Source organism: Phaeobacter porticola, from assembly GCF_001888185.1.
Lineage (GTDB): Bacteria > Pseudomonadota > Alphaproteobacteria > Rhodobacterales > Rhodobacteraceae > Phaeobacter > Phaeobacter porticola.
Genome location: NZ_CP016364.1, coordinates 1,848,828 through 1,866,684, shown reverse-complemented (window position 1 = coordinate 1,866,684; position 17,857 = coordinate 1,848,828). Strand labels below are relative to the sequence as shown.

Here is a 17,857-nt window from a genome sequence, read left to right as displayed (position 1 = left end):
GCCGTGATGGCCGTCATGGGGGGGATGCCGGAATGTTATGTGATCGATGACGAGATGACGGTCGTGTCCAAATACGAATTGCTTGCCACCGTTACAGAAGGTCGGTGGATCGCAATTCAATCGTGATGGCTTAGATACCACCTTTGCACCGGCCTATTCTGCGCGTCGATGTGCACCTTTAAGAAACCCGGAGACTTTGCGAGATGAAACTATTGTTTGACAACTTCATGGTGAATGGCCTGTCTTTCTTGTCATCTGCGTTCATTCTATTGATTGGGATCGGCGTGCTGGCGATCATTGTGATGTTTGTCATCGACATCACGCAAACCCAGGACGCGGTGCGCAGAAATTTTCCGGTGCTGGGTCGGTTTCGCTCCTTGTTCACAAAACTTGGTGAATTCTTCCGCCAGTATTTCTTTGCCATGGACCGCGAAGAACTGCCGTTCAACCGTGCTGAACGTGAGTGGATCCACCGGGCAGCGGAGGGTAAGGACAACACTGTCGCCTTTGGGTCGAGCAAGATTTTGACTGTTCCGGGCACTGCGATTTTTGTGAATTGCCCGTTTCCGACATTGGATTCGGATGCCATCGAGGTGCAGCCCCTGCGCATCGGCGAGGGATGTGAAAAACCCTATGATGCCCCCTCATTTTTCAACATCTCCGCGATGAGCTATGGCGCGTTGTCGACACCTGCGGTGAAGGCTTTGTCGGCAGGTGCAAAAATGGCCGGGTGCTGGATGAACACCGGTGAGGGGGGATTATCGACCCATCATCTTGAAGGTGGCGCCGATATTGTCTTTCAGATAGGCACTGCGAAATATGGCGTGCGTGATGACACCGGCAACCTGTCTGACGATAAGCTGCGTGAGGTCGCAGCCCATGATCAGGTCAAGATGATCGAGCTGAAAATGAGCCAGGGCGCGAAACCCGGCAAGGGCGGAATCCTGCCCGGCTCTAAGGTGACAGCAGAGATTGCGGCGATCCGGGGTATCCCCGAGGGGCAGGATTCAATCTCTCCCAACCGGCATCCTGAAATCAATGATGCAGCGTCGATGCTGGATATGATCAACCATATTCGTGCGGTTACCGGCAAACCCGTTGGCTTTAAGGCGGTGCTGGGAAGCTACGGCTGGCTGTCTGAACTGGCCGAAGAAATCCACCGCCGTGGCCTGCAATCCGCCCCGGATTTCATTACCGTTGACAGTGGCGATGGCGGCACCGGTGCCGCGCCGATGCCCCTGATGGACAATGTTGGGCTGGTGGTGCGGGAATCGCTGCCGCTTGTGGTGGACATACTGACGGAATACGGGCTGCGCGACCGGATCAAGATCATTGCATCAGGCAAGCTGGTCACCCCATCCGAAGTTGCCTGGGCCCTGGCCTCTGGTGCGGATTTCATCAACTCGGCGCGTGGTTTTATGTTCTCACTGGGCTGCATTCAGGCGTTGAAGTGCAACAAGAACACTTGCCCAACCGGCATCACCACCCATAACAAACGCTTGCAGAACGGGCTGAACCCAGCCGAGAAATCGGTCAAAGTCGCCAATTTCTGCAAGAACCTGATCCATGAGGTCGAAATTATCTCGCATTCCTGTGGGGTTGGTCGGCCGCGGCTGTTGAAACGCAAACATGTGCGCATTGTCTTGCCGGACGGGACGTCGGTGCCCATGGATGAGCGTTTCCCTTACAAAAACGTCCTGCCTGATTACGCGCCGCATGTGGTGGTATCTTAAGCTGTGCCTCTCTTCCAAAGGATCGACCCGACATGACCGACCAAAGACCCCAGACCACCCGCCAGACCACCAAGGCATCCGATCTGTTCGTTCAGGCGCTAGAGGCCGAAGGCGTTGAGCAGATCTTTGCGGTGCCGGGCGAGGAAAACCTGGATCTTGTTGAATCGCTGCGCCGCTCCAGTATCAAACTGGTCCTGACACGCCACGAACAGGGCGCAGGGTTCATGGCGGCAACCTACGGGCGGCTTACGGGCAAGCCCGGCGTGTGCATGGCCACGCTTGGGCCAGGGGCCACCAACCTGACAACACCCGCAGCCTACGCGCATCTGGGCGGGTTTCCGTTGATCATGATCACCGGCCAGAAGCCGATCAAGACCTCGAAACAGGGGCAATTCCAGATCATCGACGTGGTTAATCTGTTCGATCCGATCTGCAAAATGTCCAAGCAGATCGTGCATGGCAATTCAATCCCGTCCCTGGTGCGCGAGGCCTTTCGTCTGGCCAGTGAGGAACGTCCCGGTGCCGTGTTGCTGGAGCTGCCAGAGGACATCGCCGAAGAGCCGTGCGAGGCACCCGTTATTCCGCCCCATGCGCGCCACTACGCGGTCGCCAGCGACAGTGCCATCGCAGACGCGGTGGCACTGATCAGGACGGCAAAGATGCCGTTGGTCCTGCTGGGGGCGGGTGCCAACCGGAAACATGCACGCAGCGCAATATCAGCGTTTATCAACGCCACCGGCATTCCGTTCTTCTGCACGCAGATGGGCAAAGGCGTGGTGGACGAGCGATCGGAGCTTTTCCTGGGAACCGCGGCGCTGTCGGACAATGACTATTTGCATTGTGCCATCGACCGTTCTGATCTGATCATCAATTTCGGGCATGACGTCGTAGAAAAACCGCCATTTTTCATGGAAGACGGCGGCAAGAAGGTGATCCACGTCAACTATAAATCGGCGCAGGTCGATCAGGTGTATTTTCCACAGGTCGAAGTGGTCGGCGATCTGGCGGCCTCGGTCAAAAAGCTGTGTGATGCATTGGGCGGTGGGTGCGATTTTGATAAAGTTTACTTTAACACCGTCAAGGCTGAGGTCGAAAAACACCTCGGCGAGGGGGTCGACGATCCGCGCTTTCCGGTCACACCGCAGCGGTTTGTGGCGGACACCCGTCGGGCGATGGGCGACGAGGATATCATCGCGCTCGACAATGGCATTTATAAAATCTGGTACGCGCGCAATTATAAGGCCTATGAGCCAAACACGGTGCTTTTGGACAATGCGCTGGCCACAATGGGGGCAGGTCTGCCCTCGGCCATGGCTGCCGCATTCCTGAACCCGGATCGCCGGGTGATGGCGATCTGCGGCGATGGTGGGTTCATGATGAATTCACAAGAGCTTGAGACCGCGATCCGGATGAAACTGAACCTGGTGGTGATGGTGCTCAACGATAGCTCATACGGCATGATTCGCTGGAAACAGGCCGGACTGGGGTTTGAGGACTGGGGGCTGGAATTCAACAATCCCGGCTTTGTGGCTTATGCCGAGAGCTACGGCGCGACGGGGCACCGGATTGAGGCAACCGATGATTTGGTGCCGACCATCACCGCCGCGTTTGAAACCGGGGGCGTGCATCTGATCGACCTGCCGGTTGATTACTCCGAGAACCAGAAAGTTCTGATTGACGAGCTGGCCTCCAAGACCTGTCTGCTCTGACAGGGGTAAGACCTCTTGCAGGCGTGCAAACCCGGATAACGTCAATTTAAAGAGCTGATTTCGCCGGTTTTTACGGTAGTTCAATGATTTAGAAGAAGATCGCGGGGCGTGCGCATGAGGTCCGCAACCCTCACAAAATTTTGCAAGGTCGGCTGGGGGCCGCGCCCAATGCCAGGCCCCTGCAGGCCTCGTCAAACTCTGGCGGCGCCATGGTTCTGTTAGGTGTGTCACCAGGGACGCGGCCAATGCTGCCGATCGCGAACCGGGCCGCCTATCTGCGGTTTGGAGCCGAAGTTGTCTACGGAAAAGGTACGAGGAGCACGGCTGCCCACGCGGTTTGGAGAGAATACTGTCTGACTCTTGGATTCTTGGGTGCACGCGTTCTGTACCCCCAATATGTTCCATGCAATTTTTGTTCATTTTCATAAGCTGCGGAATTACGAAAGACGCGGAAGTCTTTGGTGCGAAACCAAGCGACTGGCGCAAAGAGCGCCAGAAGGTTTACAAACTGGGGTAGTTCATAAAACACTACTGTGCAGCCAACTTACTGAGTATGCGGGACGATCAAAACCACTGAAAAAGAGGGTTTGGCCCAGCCTGTACCTCGCACATTTCTCGATTTTTGGCAAAACGGCCATTGAATTTGGAGCGATGAACGGCAGCAAAGTCTAAGGTCTGCGGCTGCTGTTCGGCGTGATCTGCAGCGGTGACAAATCTGACAAGGAGGAAAGCGCGGGCTGTTTTGGGTCTGTGGGGATTGTGGGTCACAGCCGCAGTGTCGCACGTTGAGAGCAAACGGTTGCGTGACGACGGGCGGTGTCTGCGCTTGATACGGTAGTCTTTCCATCGAAAGCCAGCAGTGCTGGCATCCGCGAAGAGAAGCCGATGGTTGGAGACTGCGACCCCCTCTCGGGGCATTGCTGCGCAAATCGCGCATCGCACGCAGGTACATCGTCGGTGTCTTCGGCTGCCGGCCCTTGATCCGCATATTTTTTTAGAAAACGTTGGCGCAGTTTGGGACCATATTGATCGGTCATCAGACCCTCCTGTCATTAGATTGAGAAGGTCCCAATCGTCAGGCAGGTGCGTCAGCTCGCAAAATCCACGCCACTCACATCAACGCGCAACAAACGCCAGTTCCCCGACAGCGGTGTCGTCCTTGTCCAGCACACCTGACTTCCCCCTGTCAAGAGATCCTCCTTGATGGGCTGTAAGCCCCCTGCAGAGGGCTAGGGCGGATGAGGTTGGTTGGTCAGCGGCGCGAAAGACTATGCGCCCTGATATGTCCTGCAGGCTCCGATCAAAGATGACCCGGCCATACTGATTGTATGAACCGGGACATTGCCGCTGCTAGAAACCGGTCAGGCTGCAACTGTCACGGCGCGCGGCGGGCGGTCAGGTCGACAGTGATGGTCACCGCATAGGCCAGAGAGCCTTCGTCCTGCACGCCTTGGCCAATGTTGAAATCCAGCCGGTTCACTTCGGCGCTGCCGGACATCGTGGCGGTGTCACCGTTCAGATCCAGCGTGAAGGGCAGGCGCAGCGGCACCTCCTGGTCGCGGATGCGCAGGGTGCCCTCAGCGATATATCCCTCCGCCAGCTTCTCAATCTCGGCGCGGAACTCGGCAGTGGGGTAGCTGGCGCTGTCGAAGTAATCCGGTCCCATCGCCTGATCGGTGACCGATCCCAGCATCAGCGACGGGATCGCTACGGAGACGGTGACAGTGCCTGCCGGGCCGGGGGCGTTTGGTTCCTCAAACGCGATGCTCGCCTGCCATTGGTCGAACTGGCCGCGCACTTCGCTGCCCATCTGTACGATGGCGATGGCCAGCGTACCGTCCTCAACCACCCAGCCGCCAGCGGGCAGCGCCTCAGCGGGGGCGGCATCTGTGGCGACCTCGTGGGTATGATCATCTCCGTGGGCGGCTGTGGTGTCGGCCGACGCGTGGCTATGCGGCGCATAAAGTCCGAAGGCCCCGCCGCCCGCCAAGACCAGACCCCAGATCGCCAGCGCCACCAGAAACGGCAGGGCACCATGGGGTGTCTCGGTCTGGGCGGTGACCTCAGGTGCGCGCCCCGGCAGCATCCGGCGCAGGGTGGCGTCGCGGTCGATCACCTCATGTTTCAGCGCACCGGCAATATGCAGCCCCAGCGCCACGGCAAGGGTCCAGACAAACAGCCAGTGCAGCCCGCCAAACACCGCAGCCACCGCCTCTGATTTCGGCACAAACGGCAGACTCTGGCCAAAGGGCCACCAGATCGGCGCAAAGCCGGTGGTCGCCGCATGGTGGATCCAGCCGGTCAGCGGCGCGGCAACCAGCGCACCGTAAAGCAGCCAATGCACCACCTCCGCCAGCACGGTCTCCGCCTGTCGTTCGGGGTGGAGTGCCACCGGCTTGGGCTGGCTCAACGCCCAGAGAATACGCAAGAGCGCAGTCAGGAACAGCGCCAGCCCCAGGGTTTTATGTAGCGAGAACAGCAGCGCCGCGCGGTTCAGCGTCGCCTGCGCGCCGTCGAAATCGGCGCTCTGGATGTGATGTGCCAGATCATTGGCGAAATACCCCAACGGGAACACGGCCAGCATCAAGAGGGCGGTCAGCCAGTGAAACCCCTTGGCGACGCTGCCATAGTGTTGGGCGGTGTTGTGACGGGCGGCGGGAGAACTGGCAGGGGAGGACACGTCAGGGAAAACCTTCTCATCTGGAGCGACAGGATTACCCTATCTTCTCAGCAGGCTGAGACAACACGCATCTCTGTCACCTGATGCACAGGCTTGGTGCATCCGCGCAAGGCTGTGCTTGTACGCAGCGTCACCTCCGTCTAAACCCGGTGCAACGCAGATGTGCACAGAAGATGAGGTCTCAGATGACAATTGCATTCGTGTTTCCAGGGCAGGGCGCGCAGACCATCGGGATGGGCAAGGCGCTGGCCGAGGCCTATCCGGCGGCCAAAGCGGTCTTTGACGAGGTGGATGCCGCACTGGGAGAGGCGCTGAGCCAGCTGATCTGGGAGGGGGACATCGAAACCCTGACCCTCACCCAGAATGCCCAGCCGGCCCTGATGGCCACGTCGCTCGCCGCTATGCGCGCGCTGGAGGCTGAGGGTGTCAGCATCGACAAGGCTGCCTTTGTTGCCGGTCACAGCCTTGGGGAATATTCCGCATTGGCCGCAGCTGGCGCGATTTCCGTGGCCGATACAGCGCGGCTCCTCCGCACACGTGGTCAGGCCATGCAAAGCGCCGTACCGGTTGGGCAGGGCGCAATGGCCGCCATTCTGGGGCTGGACCTTGAAGCCGTGCGCGCCGTCGCTGATGAGGCCGCGCAAGGCGAGGTCTGCCAGGCCGCCAATGACAATGACCCGACCCAGGTCGTGGTCTCCGGCGCCAAGGCTGCCGTGGAACGCGCCGCTGAAATCGCCAAGGAAAAAGGCGCCAAACGGGCGGTGATGCTGCCGGTCTCCGCACCGTTCCATTGCGCGCTGATGCAGCCTGCCGCCGATGTGATGGCCAAGGCGCTGGCAGATGTGGCCATTACATCGCCCGCCGTGCCGCTGATCGCCAATGTGCGCGCCGATGCGGTGACGGACCCGGATGAGATCCGCAAACTGCTGGTCGAACAGGTGACCGGATCGGTGCGCTGGCGTGAAAGCGTGCAGGCCATGGCCGCAAAAGGCGTGACCGAGTTCTGGGAAATCGGCGCGGGCAAGGCGCTGTCCGGCATGATCCGCAAGATCGACCGCAGCCTGACCAGCCGTCAGGTCGGCACCGCTGAGGATGTGGCCGCCATCACCGCGGGCTGAACGCGGAATTTTCATTAGAATTCCGGCCCGTTTTCTTCCAAAGAAAACGGCGGACCGCGGGCCGGGGATGCGACAAAGGAAACCATATGTTTGATCTGACTGGCAAATCTGCCCTCATCACCGGCGCGTCCGGCGGCATCGGTGGTGATATCGCCCGCGCGCTGCACGCCGCTGGCGCCACGGTTGGCCTCTCTGGCACCCGCGAAGCGCCGTTGCAGGAACTGGCGGCGGAACTCGGCGAGCGCGCCCATGTTCTGCCTTGCAACCTCTCGGATGCAGAGGCGGTCGAGGCGCTGCCGAAACAGGCCATCGCGGCGATGGGGTCGGTTGATATTCTGGTCAACAACGCCGGTATCACCCGTGACAATCTCTTCATGCGGATGAAGGATGAGGAGTGGCAGAGCGTGCTTGAGGTGAACCTCACCTCTACCATGCGCCTGTGTCGCGGCGTTCTGCGTGGCATGATGAAGGCGCGCTGGGGCCGGATCATCAACATCTCCTCCATTGTAGGGGCCACCGGCAACCCAGGTCAGGGCAACTATGCTGCTGCGAAGGCCGGCATGGTTGGCATGTCGAAATCGCTGGCTTATGAGGTCGCCAACCGTGGCATCACCGTTAACGCGGTGGCCCCCGGTTTTATTGCGACCGCCATGACCGAGAAGCTGAACGATGCCCAGAAAGAGACGATCCTGACCCAGATCCCCAGCGGTCGCATGGGCAACCCCGAGGAAATCGCCTCAGCCGTGTTGTATCTGGCCAGCGCTGAGGCTGGCTATGTCACCGGCACCACGCTGCATGTGAACGGCGGTATGGCGATGCTCTGATCCGGGGGCTGATAGCTCTTTGGATGAGGCGCCAGACGCTCGAGTCAGTTGCCCCGTCTCCGGTTCGTCCGGCGGCGGGGTTTTCATTGTAGACCCCCGCTGCAACCGAACCGATATGTGACGCGGATGCCTCAGGACTTGTGCCGGATGCCGGCCTGCCTTGGTGATGATTTGCGTAAGATTTCGGGTCATTTTGCGATGGGTTTGCGTATGATTGCAGGGCGCACGCGGGCGAAACGCTGCCTTGCGAACCGGTATGTCTGGCTGAAACCCGCTGAAAAATAATGTAAAAATCATACCGTCGATCCACATGGGACGAAAAATATCGCATACAAGTCTTGCATGTGCCGCTGCCTGTGGCCAAATGCTCACCCTGTTACCTGAGACCCAGGTAACAGGCTTCGGGTCGGCGGTTGCAGTGATGCTGCGAAATCGTTTGCCTCTGCGTCGGTCTGTGTTATAGGCGGCGCATATTCGCCATCTGCGGGTCCATGCCGGACCGGCAGGGGCACGTTCCGCTGTGCGGGACACGATCGCCCGCATCGGGCACAACCACGCCGCCCCGAGCGGGCAAGGGCAGAACCGGGCGAAGGCCTGACAACCGGGCAAATGCCTGAAAAGATGAGGAATTGACATGAGCGACGTCGCAGACCGCGTAAAAAAGATCGTTGTAGAACACCTGGGTGTTGAAGAAGACAAAGTGACCGAAAACGCGTCGTTCATCGATGATCTGGGCGCAGACAGCCTGGACACCGTTGAGCTGGTTATGGCCTTCGAAGAAGAGTTCGGCATCGAGATCCCCGATGACGCAGCCGAGACCATCCAGACCTTTGGCGATGCGGTGAAGTTCATCAGCGAAGCTTCCTGATCCCACCCAATCGGTGACGATCACAGACGGCGCTTTCCGAGCAGGAAGGCGCCGTTTTGCGTTTGTGGACGTTTCCGACCCATGCGAGGTCGGGTTTCCTCCTTAGGGGTGATCGGTCTCCGTGCTAGCCTTGGCGAAACTGCCGACGACAGGAGGGCATTGTGATGATGATCTACCCCACGATGGAGCTGAAGGACGGGCGCTGCGTGACGCTGGACAAGGGGCGGCTTGATACCGCCATGATCTGGCATGTGGACCCGGTGGCCACCGCTTGCAGCTTTGCGGCGGATGGTGCCGAATGGATGCATCTGACGGATTTCGATGCCATTGAAGGCGATAACCGCAATGCTGAGCTGGTGGAGGAAATCATCCGCACTGCAGGCATTCCAGTGCAGCTGGGCGGCGGCATGCGCAGCCGCGAACATGTCGAACATTGGATCGACAAGGGCGCCGGCCGCGTTGTGGTGGGCACCCTCGCGGCGCAGGACCCTGAGATGGTGCGTGTGCTGACCCGCCTCCATCCCGATCAGATCGTTCTGGCGGTGGATGTTTGGCAAGGTCAGGTGATGACTGATGGCTGGCGGCAAAGCGGTTCTTTTACGCCCGAAGCCTTTATCGAGGCGTTTGCCGACTGTCCTTTTGCGGGCATCATCATCACCGATATCGAAAGCGATATGACCGATGTTGAGGCGCAGCTGGGCCTGATTGCAGGGCTGGCGGAAAAGGCCCGCACGCCAGTGATTGCCAGTGGTGTTGTGCGCACGGTGGATGACGTTGCGCGACTCAAATATATCGGATCGGTCTCTGGCACACTGGTTGGACGGGCACTCTTCCGCAAGACACTGACGCTGTCTGAGGCGCTAGAGACCGCGACCCCCAGCCGTGAAGAGATTGCCGAATTCCGCTAACCCGCTGCGACATCTAACTGGCCAGAACATTGGCTGAAATTGCGGATCCAAAAATCTGATGCTGCTCTAAACATTGGGCAGCATCGCATCTGTTAGCCCGCCAAGGGGGTCAGCAGCACCGGGGCACCGTCCAAACTGGCGTCCGGTCAGGCCACTGATGACTCGTGTGAATCATGCGCGGCTTGTTCTCAAAGGTCGCGGGGGGGCGGCGCCCCGGCGCCGATAGCTGGTCAGATCCTTCACCGCTTCTCGTGGCAGTTTCTCTTTGAAGTTCACGCCAAAGTAGTTAGCATTACTCCATTGTACTCGGCTGCCCAAGTCGATTTTCGGCGCGCCATCAGGCAGGTCCAGCGCAATCACGTCCCCAACGGAACAGGCCATGACAGATTTGATCTTGGCGCCTTCCTGGCTGATATCCAGAAGGGTGGCTTCGGCCTCCTCGTTATTGCACCGAAGGGTGCAGTCCAGATTGCAGCTATAACGTTTGCGCCGCCGTCTCAGGATGGTCATCCGCCGCTCGTAGATGATAAAACACAAGGCGCCAATGGCGACCAACCCCAGAGATCCGGCCGCAGCGGTGGCGCTAGATATATGGCCTAGCGCCTTGAGCGCGCCCATTTCCCCCTCGTTCAACCCGCTGTTATGGCTGCGACGGCAGGGCATTCGCGCCAGATCGCGCCGGTAGGCGGCCACGGTTTCGCGGGCAAACAGCTTGATCGACGTGCGCTCTGCACCGCGCCGGTCACGTATCGCGAGCATATTCAGCAAGGTCCGTTGTTGCGCCATCAGCGTTTCTGTCGCCTTGTAGAGATCATGCAGCCCCTGTTGCTTCATGCCACGGCTCAGCTCCGTTTTGGAGGTGTTGGACAGAAACCGCTCCATCCGCGCAATGGCGGCTGAATTGCTGCCAGTGCGCAGATACTCATGCAGCTCTTCACTGGCCAATGTCAGAGTCATCAACTGGTTGAAGATCCGGCAGTCACGGGCCGCCACAGGGGCAGCGTCCAGAACGAAGCCGACCAGAACCAGCAGAAAAGCCGGCAACAGCCTCCGAATGCGCGAAGGGCGGCGGTGTGCCGTCCGCCGACTCCTTCGCAGGTCAAAAGCCCGTCGGGGAGGGTGGTAAATAACAAACCCAAAGTGCACCATTTACGTCATGCCCCTAATGACCGCAGCCTTTGATCTTACACCCTGCCAAACGGGTGCCGCACGTCTGTCCAGCGCTGCTAATAGGGCTATGCCAAGGCAGGGTCAGACTTTATAACAATCATAGGTTACGTAATCTGTGTTAACTGCAGCCTAAAGGGGTCGTTAATTTATCGCAAAACTTCCCTCGTGTTCCGGCTCTTGCACCTATGCGGCAATCCAAGCTATTTGGAGACAAATTGCCGAGGCAAAGGAGGGCAAGAAATGCGTCGAGTAGTAGTTACCGGACTGGGCTTGGTCACACCGCTGGCAAGCGGCGTCGAAGAAAGCTGGTCGCGGTTGCTGGACGGACAGTCCGGCGCGGGCCCGATCACGCTTTTTGATGCGGTCGAAAGCGGCGTTGCGACCACCTACGCCTGTGAGGTTCCACGGGGCGATGGCAGCGACGGCACCTTCAATGCCGACGATTGGGTCGTGAAGAAAGATCAGAAAAAGATCGACGACTTTATTCTCTATGGCATCGCTGCTGCGGATATGGCTGTGCGGGACGCCGGCTGGACGCCCGAGGATGAAGAAAGCCGCCTGCGCACTGGCGTGATGATCGGCTCTGGTATCGGCGGGTTGTCGTCAATTGCGGACACCGCCGTGATGATCAAGGAAAAAGGCCCACGCCGGGTCTCGCCCTTCTTTATTCCAGGCGCGCTGATCAACCTGATTTCCGGTCAGGTTTCGATCCGCTTTGGCTTCAAAGGTCCGAACCACTCGGTTGTGACGGCGTGTTCCACCGGCGCTCATGCCATTGGCGATGCAGCCCGTTTGATCAAATCCGGTGATGCGGATGTGATGATTGCAGGCGGTGCCGAGGCCGCGATCTGCGAAATCGGCATCGCGGGCTTTAACGCCTGCAAGGCTTTGTCGACCAAGCGCGCCGACGACCCCAAGGCCGCCTCGCGCCCCTATGATGCGGACCGCGACGGGTTTGTCATGGGTGAGGGCGCCGGCATTGTAGTGCTGGAAGACTATGAACACGCCAAAGCCCGCGGCGCCAAGATCTATGCCGAGGTGCTGGGCTATGGTCTGTCCGGGGATGCCTATCACATCACCGCGCCGTCTGAGAACGGCGAAGGCGGTGAACGCTCCATGCGGGCGGCGCTGGCCAATGCGGGGCTAGAGCCTGCCGACATCGACTACATCAACGCGCATGGCACCTCGACCATGGCTGACACCATCGAATTGGGCGCGGTTGAACGGATGATGGGCGATGCCGCAGGCAAGGTGACCATGTCGTCCACCAAATCCGCCACAGGCCATCTATTGGGCGCGGCTGGCGCGATTGAGGCGATCTTCTCAATCCTGGCAATTCGCGATCAGGTGGCACCGCCGACCATCAATCTGGACAACCCGGCTGTGGAAACCACCGTGGATCTGGCGCCCAACCAGAAACGCGAGCGCAAGATTGACGTCGCATTGTCGAATTCCTTTGGTTTTGGCGGCACCAATGCGTCTGTTCTGTTCGGAAAGCCTGAATAATGTGGCGCAGCCTCGCCTCTAATATGCTGACCATCCTGGTGGTGGTGCTGTTCCTTCTGGGCGGCGTCATCATCTGGGGGCAGTCGCAATACAGTTCCGAAGGCCCGTTAGAAAGCGCGATCTGCCTGCGCGTGCCGTCGGGCAGCAACATGACCAAGGTCAGCCGCAACCTGCAAGAGCAGGGTGCGATCAACTCTGGTCCGTTGTTTCGGATCGGGGTGCGCTATTCTGACAAAACCGACCAGCTAAAGGCGGGCAGCTATCTGGTGCCCGCAGGCGCGTCGATGGGGGATATTGTTGACCAGATCACCCGTGGCGGCGCCAGCAGCTGCGGCACGGAAATCGTCTACCGCGTTGGGGTCACCCGCGTGTTGGCCGAGGTACGCGAACTGGATCCGGCCACCAACCGTTTTGTGGAACGGGCGGAATTCGTGCCCGGTACAGACAAAACCCCGGCGATCTACGATGAGAAGAAAGCCGACGCCGATACCCGCTACCGCATCGCATTGGCCGAAGGTGTCACCAGCTGGCAGGTGGTCGAATCCCTCAAGGCGATGGACATCCTGACTGGTGAGCCGGGTGAGCGCCCGGCTGAGGGACGGCTCGCGCCTGACAGCTATGAGGTCAGCCCCGGCGACGACCGCGCTACGATCCTGGCGGATATGGAACAGCGCCAGACGTTGCGCATCAATGCCGCCTGGGAGAGCCGTTCGGACCGTTCGGCAGTGTCCAGCCCGGAAGAGATGCTGATCCTGGCGTCGATCATCGAAAAGGAAACTGGCGTGGCCGAGGAACGTCGTCAGGTGGCAGCGGTCTTTACCAACCGCCTGAACCGCGGCATGCGGCTGCAGACGGACCCGACAGTGATCTATGGCGTTACCAAGGGCGAGGGTGTACTGGGCCGTGGTCTGCGCCAGAGCGAGCTGCGCCGCGCAACGCCTTGGAACACCTATGTGATCGAAGGCCTGCCGCCGACCCCGATTGCCAATCCCGGCATGGCCAGCCTTGAGGCCGCAGTGGACCCGGACCAGAGCGACTATCTGTTCTTTGTGGCTGATGGCACCGGTGGCCACGCCTTTGCTGTCACACTGGATGAACACAATCGCAATGTTGCCAAATGGCGCGAGATCGAAGCGCAGCGCAACAGCAACTGATCGCTCAACATCCGTAAATCATGACTTGAGAAGGGGCGCTTTGGCGTCCCTTTTTTTGTCTGCGTGCAAGGGGTTTCAGATTAACTCCACGGTAAGAGAATTCTCGGTTTTATTAATGAATTCAACTATCTGAGGTCGAAGCCTCAAGTCGTGATTTTTGACTTTTACGCTGGTCTATGCTATCAAACCCCTGCAGCTGGAAAAGAACTCCGTTCAACCACTATACGCCTTTTGGTGTGTGGCCGGGCCAGGGTTTCTTTCCTTCGACGGAGACCACATTTTTATGAGGTCCCCGACCCATGACGCAATACACACCCGAAAATCGGCTGGCCAAGACCGCTGATCTTCTTTTCTCACTCCACAGGTCCATCGAACGGCTCCGGCAGGAGGCAGAGCAGATGCTCGAACGTCTTGCCTGCGATGAGGATGAGGGCGGCAGCACTCCGCGCATCGCCAAATTGGAAAGCCTGATACGTGACAGCCAGAAAGTGGAGAAAACCCTTGTCGAACAAAGCGAACAGCACCAAGCCGCAGCCGGGCTTGACCTTGATGCCGCCCGTGATGAAATCGAAGGCCGACTGGCTCGCCTGCGCGCCAGCTTTGATGCAGAAGATGTTTCTGGATCGGCTCAGTGATCATGATCTTTGTGCGATGCCCTATCTCTTTGGTCTGTGGGCGCTGCCACATCAGCTGCCGCCTGCGGGGGACTGGCGCAGCTGGGTCATCCTTGGCGGACGGGGGGCGGGAAAAACCCGGGCCGGTGCCGAATGGGTGCGCACGCTGGCCGAAGGGGCAACACCGCTGTCCGCAGGCGGCGCCCGACGTATCGCGCTGCTTGGGGAAACCTATGATCAGGTGCGCGATGTCATGGTCCAAGGCGACAGCGGCCTCCTTGCCTGCACGCCCCCCGACCGCCGCCCGACGTGGAAAGCCACCGAAAGACGGCTGATCTGGCCCAACGGGGCCACCGCGCAGGCGTTTTCGGCCCATGACCCAGAGGCGCTGCGTGGACCGCAGTTTGATGCCGCCTGGGCGGATGAGCTGGCCAAGTGGAAGCGCGGGCAGGACAGCTGGGACATGCTGCAATTTGCGCTGCGGCTGGGACAGGACCCGCGTGTCTGCGTCACCACAACGCCGCGCAATGTGGGTGTGCTGCGCGATCTGCTTGCCAGCCCCTCTACGGTGCAGACCCATGCCGCGACGGAGGCCAACCGCGCCAATCTGGCAGCGTCCTTCCTGCAAGAGGTGCGCAATCGCTACGCCGGGTCGCGGCTGGGCCGACAAGAGCTGGACGGCATCCTGTTGCAGGATGTCGACGGCGCGCTCTGGACCAATGCCGGGCTGGTTGCGGCGCAGATCGCAAAGGCCCCAACACTGGACCGGGTGGTGGTGGCGGTTGATCCTGCGGTGAGCGCGGGCAAACGCTCCGACGCCTGCGGCATCATGGTGGTTGGGGCGACGTTGCAGGGGCCGCCACAGGACTGGTGCGCCTATGTGCTGGCTGATTGCACCGTGCAGGGGGTTGGTCCGCTGACCTGGGCGCAGGCCGCCATTGATGCGCGCGACCGCTACGGCGCCGACCGCGTGGTCGCCGAGGTCAATCAGGGCGGGGCTCTGGTCGAAAGCCTGCTGCGCCAGATTGATCCGCTGGTGCCCTTCACCGCGCTGCATGCCAGCCGGGGCAAGGGCGCGCGGGCCGAACCGGTTGCGGCACTTTATGAACAGGGCCGGGTGCGGCACCTGCCGGAACTTGGCGCGCTGGAGGATCAGCTTTGCCAAATGACCCCGCGCGGCTTTCTGGGGCAAGGCTCTCCCGACCGGCTGGATGCGCTGGTCTGGGCGGTGCAGGAGCTGATCCTGACCCCGGCCAATCGCCACCGGATGCCCCGCGCGCGCATGTTGTGAGCTGATCACACCCCGGCTGACAGCCTCCGAAACGCCCGCAGTGATGCGGGCGTTTTTCGTTTTTATGCAGATACTTACGACAAGTGTTGCGGGCCCTGCGCACGCCTCGCTCAAATCTTATTCAATTCTAGCCGTCATAAAGGATCACAGCAAACAGGGGCATCCTTCGCCCCTTCAATCAAAGGAGTGGCCCATGGTCTTTGACCTCCTGCGGCGCAAGCAACAGCCCGTCGAAACCAAGACAAGCGCCGCCGCCCGCGTGGTGGCCTGGCATGGCAGCACCGGTGGCGCCGGCTGGAGCCCCCGCGACAGCAGTTCACTGACCCGCAGCGGCTTTGCTGGCAATCCAGTCGGCTACCGCGCCGTCAAGATGATCATTGAGGCCGCCGCAGCGCTGCCGCTGGTGTTGCAGGACGGCACACAGCGCTACGACAGCCACCCGCTGCTGGCGTTGCTGGCCCGCCCCAATGCCGCCCAAGGCCGCGCCGAGCTGTTGGAGGCGCTGTTTGGCCACCTGCTGTTGTCGGGCAACGCTTATATTGAGGCGGTTAGCGATCCCGACGGTCGCGACGTATTGCCGGTCGAACTGCATGTACTGCGCCCCGATCGGATGAGTGTTGTGCCTGGCAGCGATGGTTGGCCCGTGGCCTATGATTACAGCGTGTCGGGCCGGAAACACCGCTTTGATGTGACCATGCCCTGCGCCCCGATTTGCCATCTGCGCAGCTTTCACCCGCAGGATGATCACTACGGGCTGTCGCCGATGCAGGCCGCCGCCATGGCGGTGGATGTGCATACCTCTGCCTCGCGCTGGTCCAAGGCGCTCTTGGACAATGCAGCCCGGCCTTCTGGCGCGCTGGTCTGGAGCGGCAGCGATGGTCAGGGGCTGATGGCAGAGGATCAGTTTCGACGCCTAAGCGACGAAATCGAAATGAATTTCCAAGGTGCGCGCAATGCCGGCCGTCCGATGGTGCTCGAAGGCGGGCTGGATTGGAAACCGATGGGCTTCTCGCCATCGGATATGGAATTTCACCAGACCAAGGACGCCGCTGCGCGTGAGATTGCGCTGGCCTTTGGGGTGCCACCGATGCTGTTGGGACTGCCCGGCGACGCCACCTATGCCAATTATCAAGAGGCCAACCGCGCCTTTTACCGACTCACCGTGCTGCCGCTTGTGACCCGTGTCACGGCCACGCTGTCGGACTGGTTGTCGCGCTATCAGGGGTCTGCGGTGACGCTGAAACCGGACCTTGATCAGGTGTCTGCATTGGCCTCCGAACGTGAGGCGCAGTGGCGCCGTGTGGCCAGCGCCGACTTTCTGAGCGTTGCAGAAAAACGCCGCCTTCTGGGCCTGCCGCCGCAAGAGGAGGCAGAGCGCGATGACTGAGATCCCGATCCCGCCGTTTGAATGCTCTCCGGGGCTGCGGCTCACCGCCCATGAACGCATTGCTGAAATACAGCAAGAGGCGATGAACCGTCGGCTCGACCGGCTGGAGATGATGATGGAACGGATGGAAAAACGGCTCTGGCTCACCGTCTACGGCGTTGCTGCGGTCATTTTGGCGCAGGCGTTTCAGTCCTTTCTGGTGGTTCAGTAATACACATGAATTCAATGAGATATAAGGGGAAGATGATGCGACATGATGAGCATCTAGAACATAAGTTCGCCCGCTTCGGCGAGGATCTGACGATTGATGCCAAGGCCGATGATATGGTTGCCATTAGCGGCTACGCCAGCCTGTTCGGCTGCGTCGATGGCGGCGGTGATCTTGTGCAGCCGGGGGCCTATCAGGCATCACTCGACCGTCTTTTAAAGGCGGGTATCACGGTTAAAATGCTGTGGCAGCATGATCCGGCCCAGCCCATAGGTGTCTGGGACGAGGTGCGCGAGGACGCCCGTGGGCTCCATGTCAAAGGCCGCATTCTGACCCGCACCCAAAAGGGCGCCGATGCCGCTGCCCTGATCGCAGTGGGGGCGCTGGATGGTCTTTCCATCGGTTATCGCGCCCGCCGCGCCACGCAGCGCAAAGGTGGCGGTCGCTGCCTATGCGAGCTGGATCTATGGGAGGTGTCGCTGGTGACCTTTCCAATGCTGCCCACCGCGCGTGTCACCGCCACCGCTGAACCCGCCGTTGCCGCCAAATCAGACGGGCTGCTCGTTACCGATCTTGAACCGGCCGTGGACGAGACCCCGCAGATCTGGCGTGAGGTTATCGACCTGCTGCGCAGCGGTGCCAATCTAACCCCGGCTGCCTGATCCCGCCGGGCCTGAGCCTTTTCCA

Annotated in this window: 16 protein-coding genes; 13 read left to right on the top strand and 3 right to left on the bottom strand. The window is 60.1% G+C overall.

The features are described from left to right. The first annotated feature begins 203 nt into the window (after window positions 1–203). Both PhaeoP97_RS08940 and PhaeoP97_RS08935 read left to right on the top strand, forming a co-directional pair. On the top strand, window positions 204–1,733 hold the full coding sequence (locus tag PhaeoP97_RS08940; protein ID WP_083570344.1) for an FMN-binding glutamate synthase family protein: 1,530 nt from the start codon (window positions 204–206) through the stop codon (window positions 1,731–1,733). Between the two features lie 32 nt (window positions 1,734–1,765). Further along, a complete protein-coding gene (locus PhaeoP97_RS08935) occupies window positions 1,766–3,442 on the top strand; it encodes an acetolactate synthase large subunit (RefSeq protein ID WP_072504784.1) in 1,677 nt (558 codons plus the stop codon). Window positions 3,443–4,206: 764 nt separating this feature from the next. Here the strand turns inward: PhaeoP97_RS08935 and PhaeoP97_RS20285 are convergent. Then, a complete protein-coding gene (locus PhaeoP97_RS20285) occupies window positions 4,207–4,479 on the bottom strand; it encodes a hypothetical protein (protein WP_072504783.1) in 273 nt (90 codons plus the stop codon). Window positions 4,480–4,817: 338 nt separating this feature from the next. Continuing rightward, window positions 4,818–6,122 (bottom strand): cytochrome b/b6 domain-containing protein, encoded by a 1,305-nt coding sequence (locus tag PhaeoP97_RS08925; RefSeq protein WP_072504782.1) that lies wholly within the window; start codon window positions 6,120–6,122, stop codon window positions 4,818–4,820. A gap of 185 nt (window positions 6,123–6,307) precedes the next feature. Between PhaeoP97_RS08925 and fabD the strand changes: the two genes are divergently transcribed. From fabD to PhaeoP97_RS08905, 4 genes are all read left to right on the top strand, one after another. Continuing rightward, window positions 6,308–7,240, top strand: coding sequence for an ACP S-malonyltransferase (gene fabD, locus PhaeoP97_RS08920; protein WP_072504781.1), 933 nt, complete (start codon window positions 6,308–6,310; stop codon window positions 7,238–7,240). A gap of 86 nt (window positions 7,241–7,326) precedes the next feature. Then, entirely contained in the window at window positions 7,327–8,064 is a 738-nt protein-coding gene (fabG, locus tag PhaeoP97_RS08915) for a 3-oxoacyl-ACP reductase FabG (protein ID WP_072504780.1), read from the top strand. 634 nt (window positions 8,065–8,698) lie between these two features. Continuing rightward, window positions 8,699–8,932 carry an acyl carrier protein gene (locus PhaeoP97_RS08910; RefSeq protein WP_005982462.1) on the top strand — a complete coding sequence of 78 codons (234 nt, stop codon included), beginning with the start codon at window positions 8,699–8,701 and terminating at the stop codon, window positions 8,930–8,932. Window positions 8,933–9,096: 164 nt separating this feature from the next. After that, the gene (locus tag PhaeoP97_RS08905; RefSeq protein WP_072504779.1) at window positions 9,097–9,840 is read left to right on the top strand and encodes a 1-(5-phosphoribosyl)-5-[(5-phosphoribosylamino)methylideneamino]imidazole-4-carboxamide isomerase; all 744 of its coding nucleotides are present in this window, start codon (window positions 9,097–9,099) and stop codon (window positions 9,838–9,840) included. Window positions 9,841–10,011: 171 nt separating this feature from the next. Here the strand turns inward: PhaeoP97_RS08905 and PhaeoP97_RS08900 are convergent, their stop codons facing one another. Continuing rightward, a complete protein-coding gene (locus tag PhaeoP97_RS08900) occupies window positions 10,012–10,884 on the bottom strand; it encodes a PilZ domain-containing protein (protein ID WP_237028913.1) in 873 nt (290 codons plus the stop codon). Window positions 10,885–11,250: 366 nt separating this feature from the next. Here PhaeoP97_RS08900 and fabF point away from each other — a divergent pair, with 366 nt between their 5' ends. From fabF to PhaeoP97_RS08865, 7 genes are all read left to right on the top strand, one after another. After that, the gene (gene fabF / locus PhaeoP97_RS08895) at window positions 11,251–12,516 is read left to right on the top strand and encodes a beta-ketoacyl-ACP synthase II (protein ID WP_072504777.1); all 1,266 of its coding nucleotides are present in this window, start codon (window positions 11,251–11,253) and stop codon (window positions 12,514–12,516) included. After that, window positions 12,516–13,670: an endolytic transglycosylase MltG gene (gene mltG, locus PhaeoP97_RS08890; protein ID WP_072504776.1), complete on the top strand. Its 1,155-nt coding sequence runs from the start codon at window positions 12,516–12,518 to the stop codon at window positions 13,668–13,670. The genes fabF and mltG overlap by 1 nt, the downstream gene beginning before the upstream one ends. Before the next feature lie 299 nt (window positions 13,671–13,969). Next, window positions 13,970–14,305, top strand: a complete 336-nt coding sequence (locus tag PhaeoP97_RS08885; RefSeq protein WP_072504775.1) for a recombinase — start codon at window positions 13,970–13,972, stop codon at window positions 14,303–14,305. Then, window positions 14,283–15,575, top strand: a complete 1,293-nt coding sequence (locus tag PhaeoP97_RS08880) for a DNA-packaging protein (protein WP_072504774.1) — start codon at window positions 14,283–14,285, stop codon at window positions 15,573–15,575. Before PhaeoP97_RS08885 ends, PhaeoP97_RS08880 begins: the two co-directional genes overlap by 23 nt. A 193-nt stretch (window positions 15,576–15,768) precedes the next feature. Continuing rightward, complete coding sequence (locus PhaeoP97_RS08875; protein WP_072504773.1) at window positions 15,769–16,962, top strand: phage portal protein; 1,194 nt, start codon at window positions 15,769–15,771, stop codon at window positions 16,960–16,962. Then, entirely contained in the window at window positions 16,955–17,173 is a 219-nt protein-coding gene (locus PhaeoP97_RS08870; protein WP_014874871.1) for a GTA head formation protein, RCAP_rcc01685 family, read from the top strand. Before PhaeoP97_RS08875 ends, PhaeoP97_RS08870 begins: the two co-directional genes overlap by 8 nt. Window positions 17,174–17,208: 35 nt before the next feature. Next, window positions 17,209–17,832, top strand: a complete 624-nt coding sequence (locus PhaeoP97_RS08865; RefSeq protein ID WP_072506381.1) for an HK97 family phage prohead protease — start codon at window positions 17,209–17,211, stop codon at window positions 17,830–17,832. Window positions 17,833–17,857 lie beyond the last annotated feature (25 nt).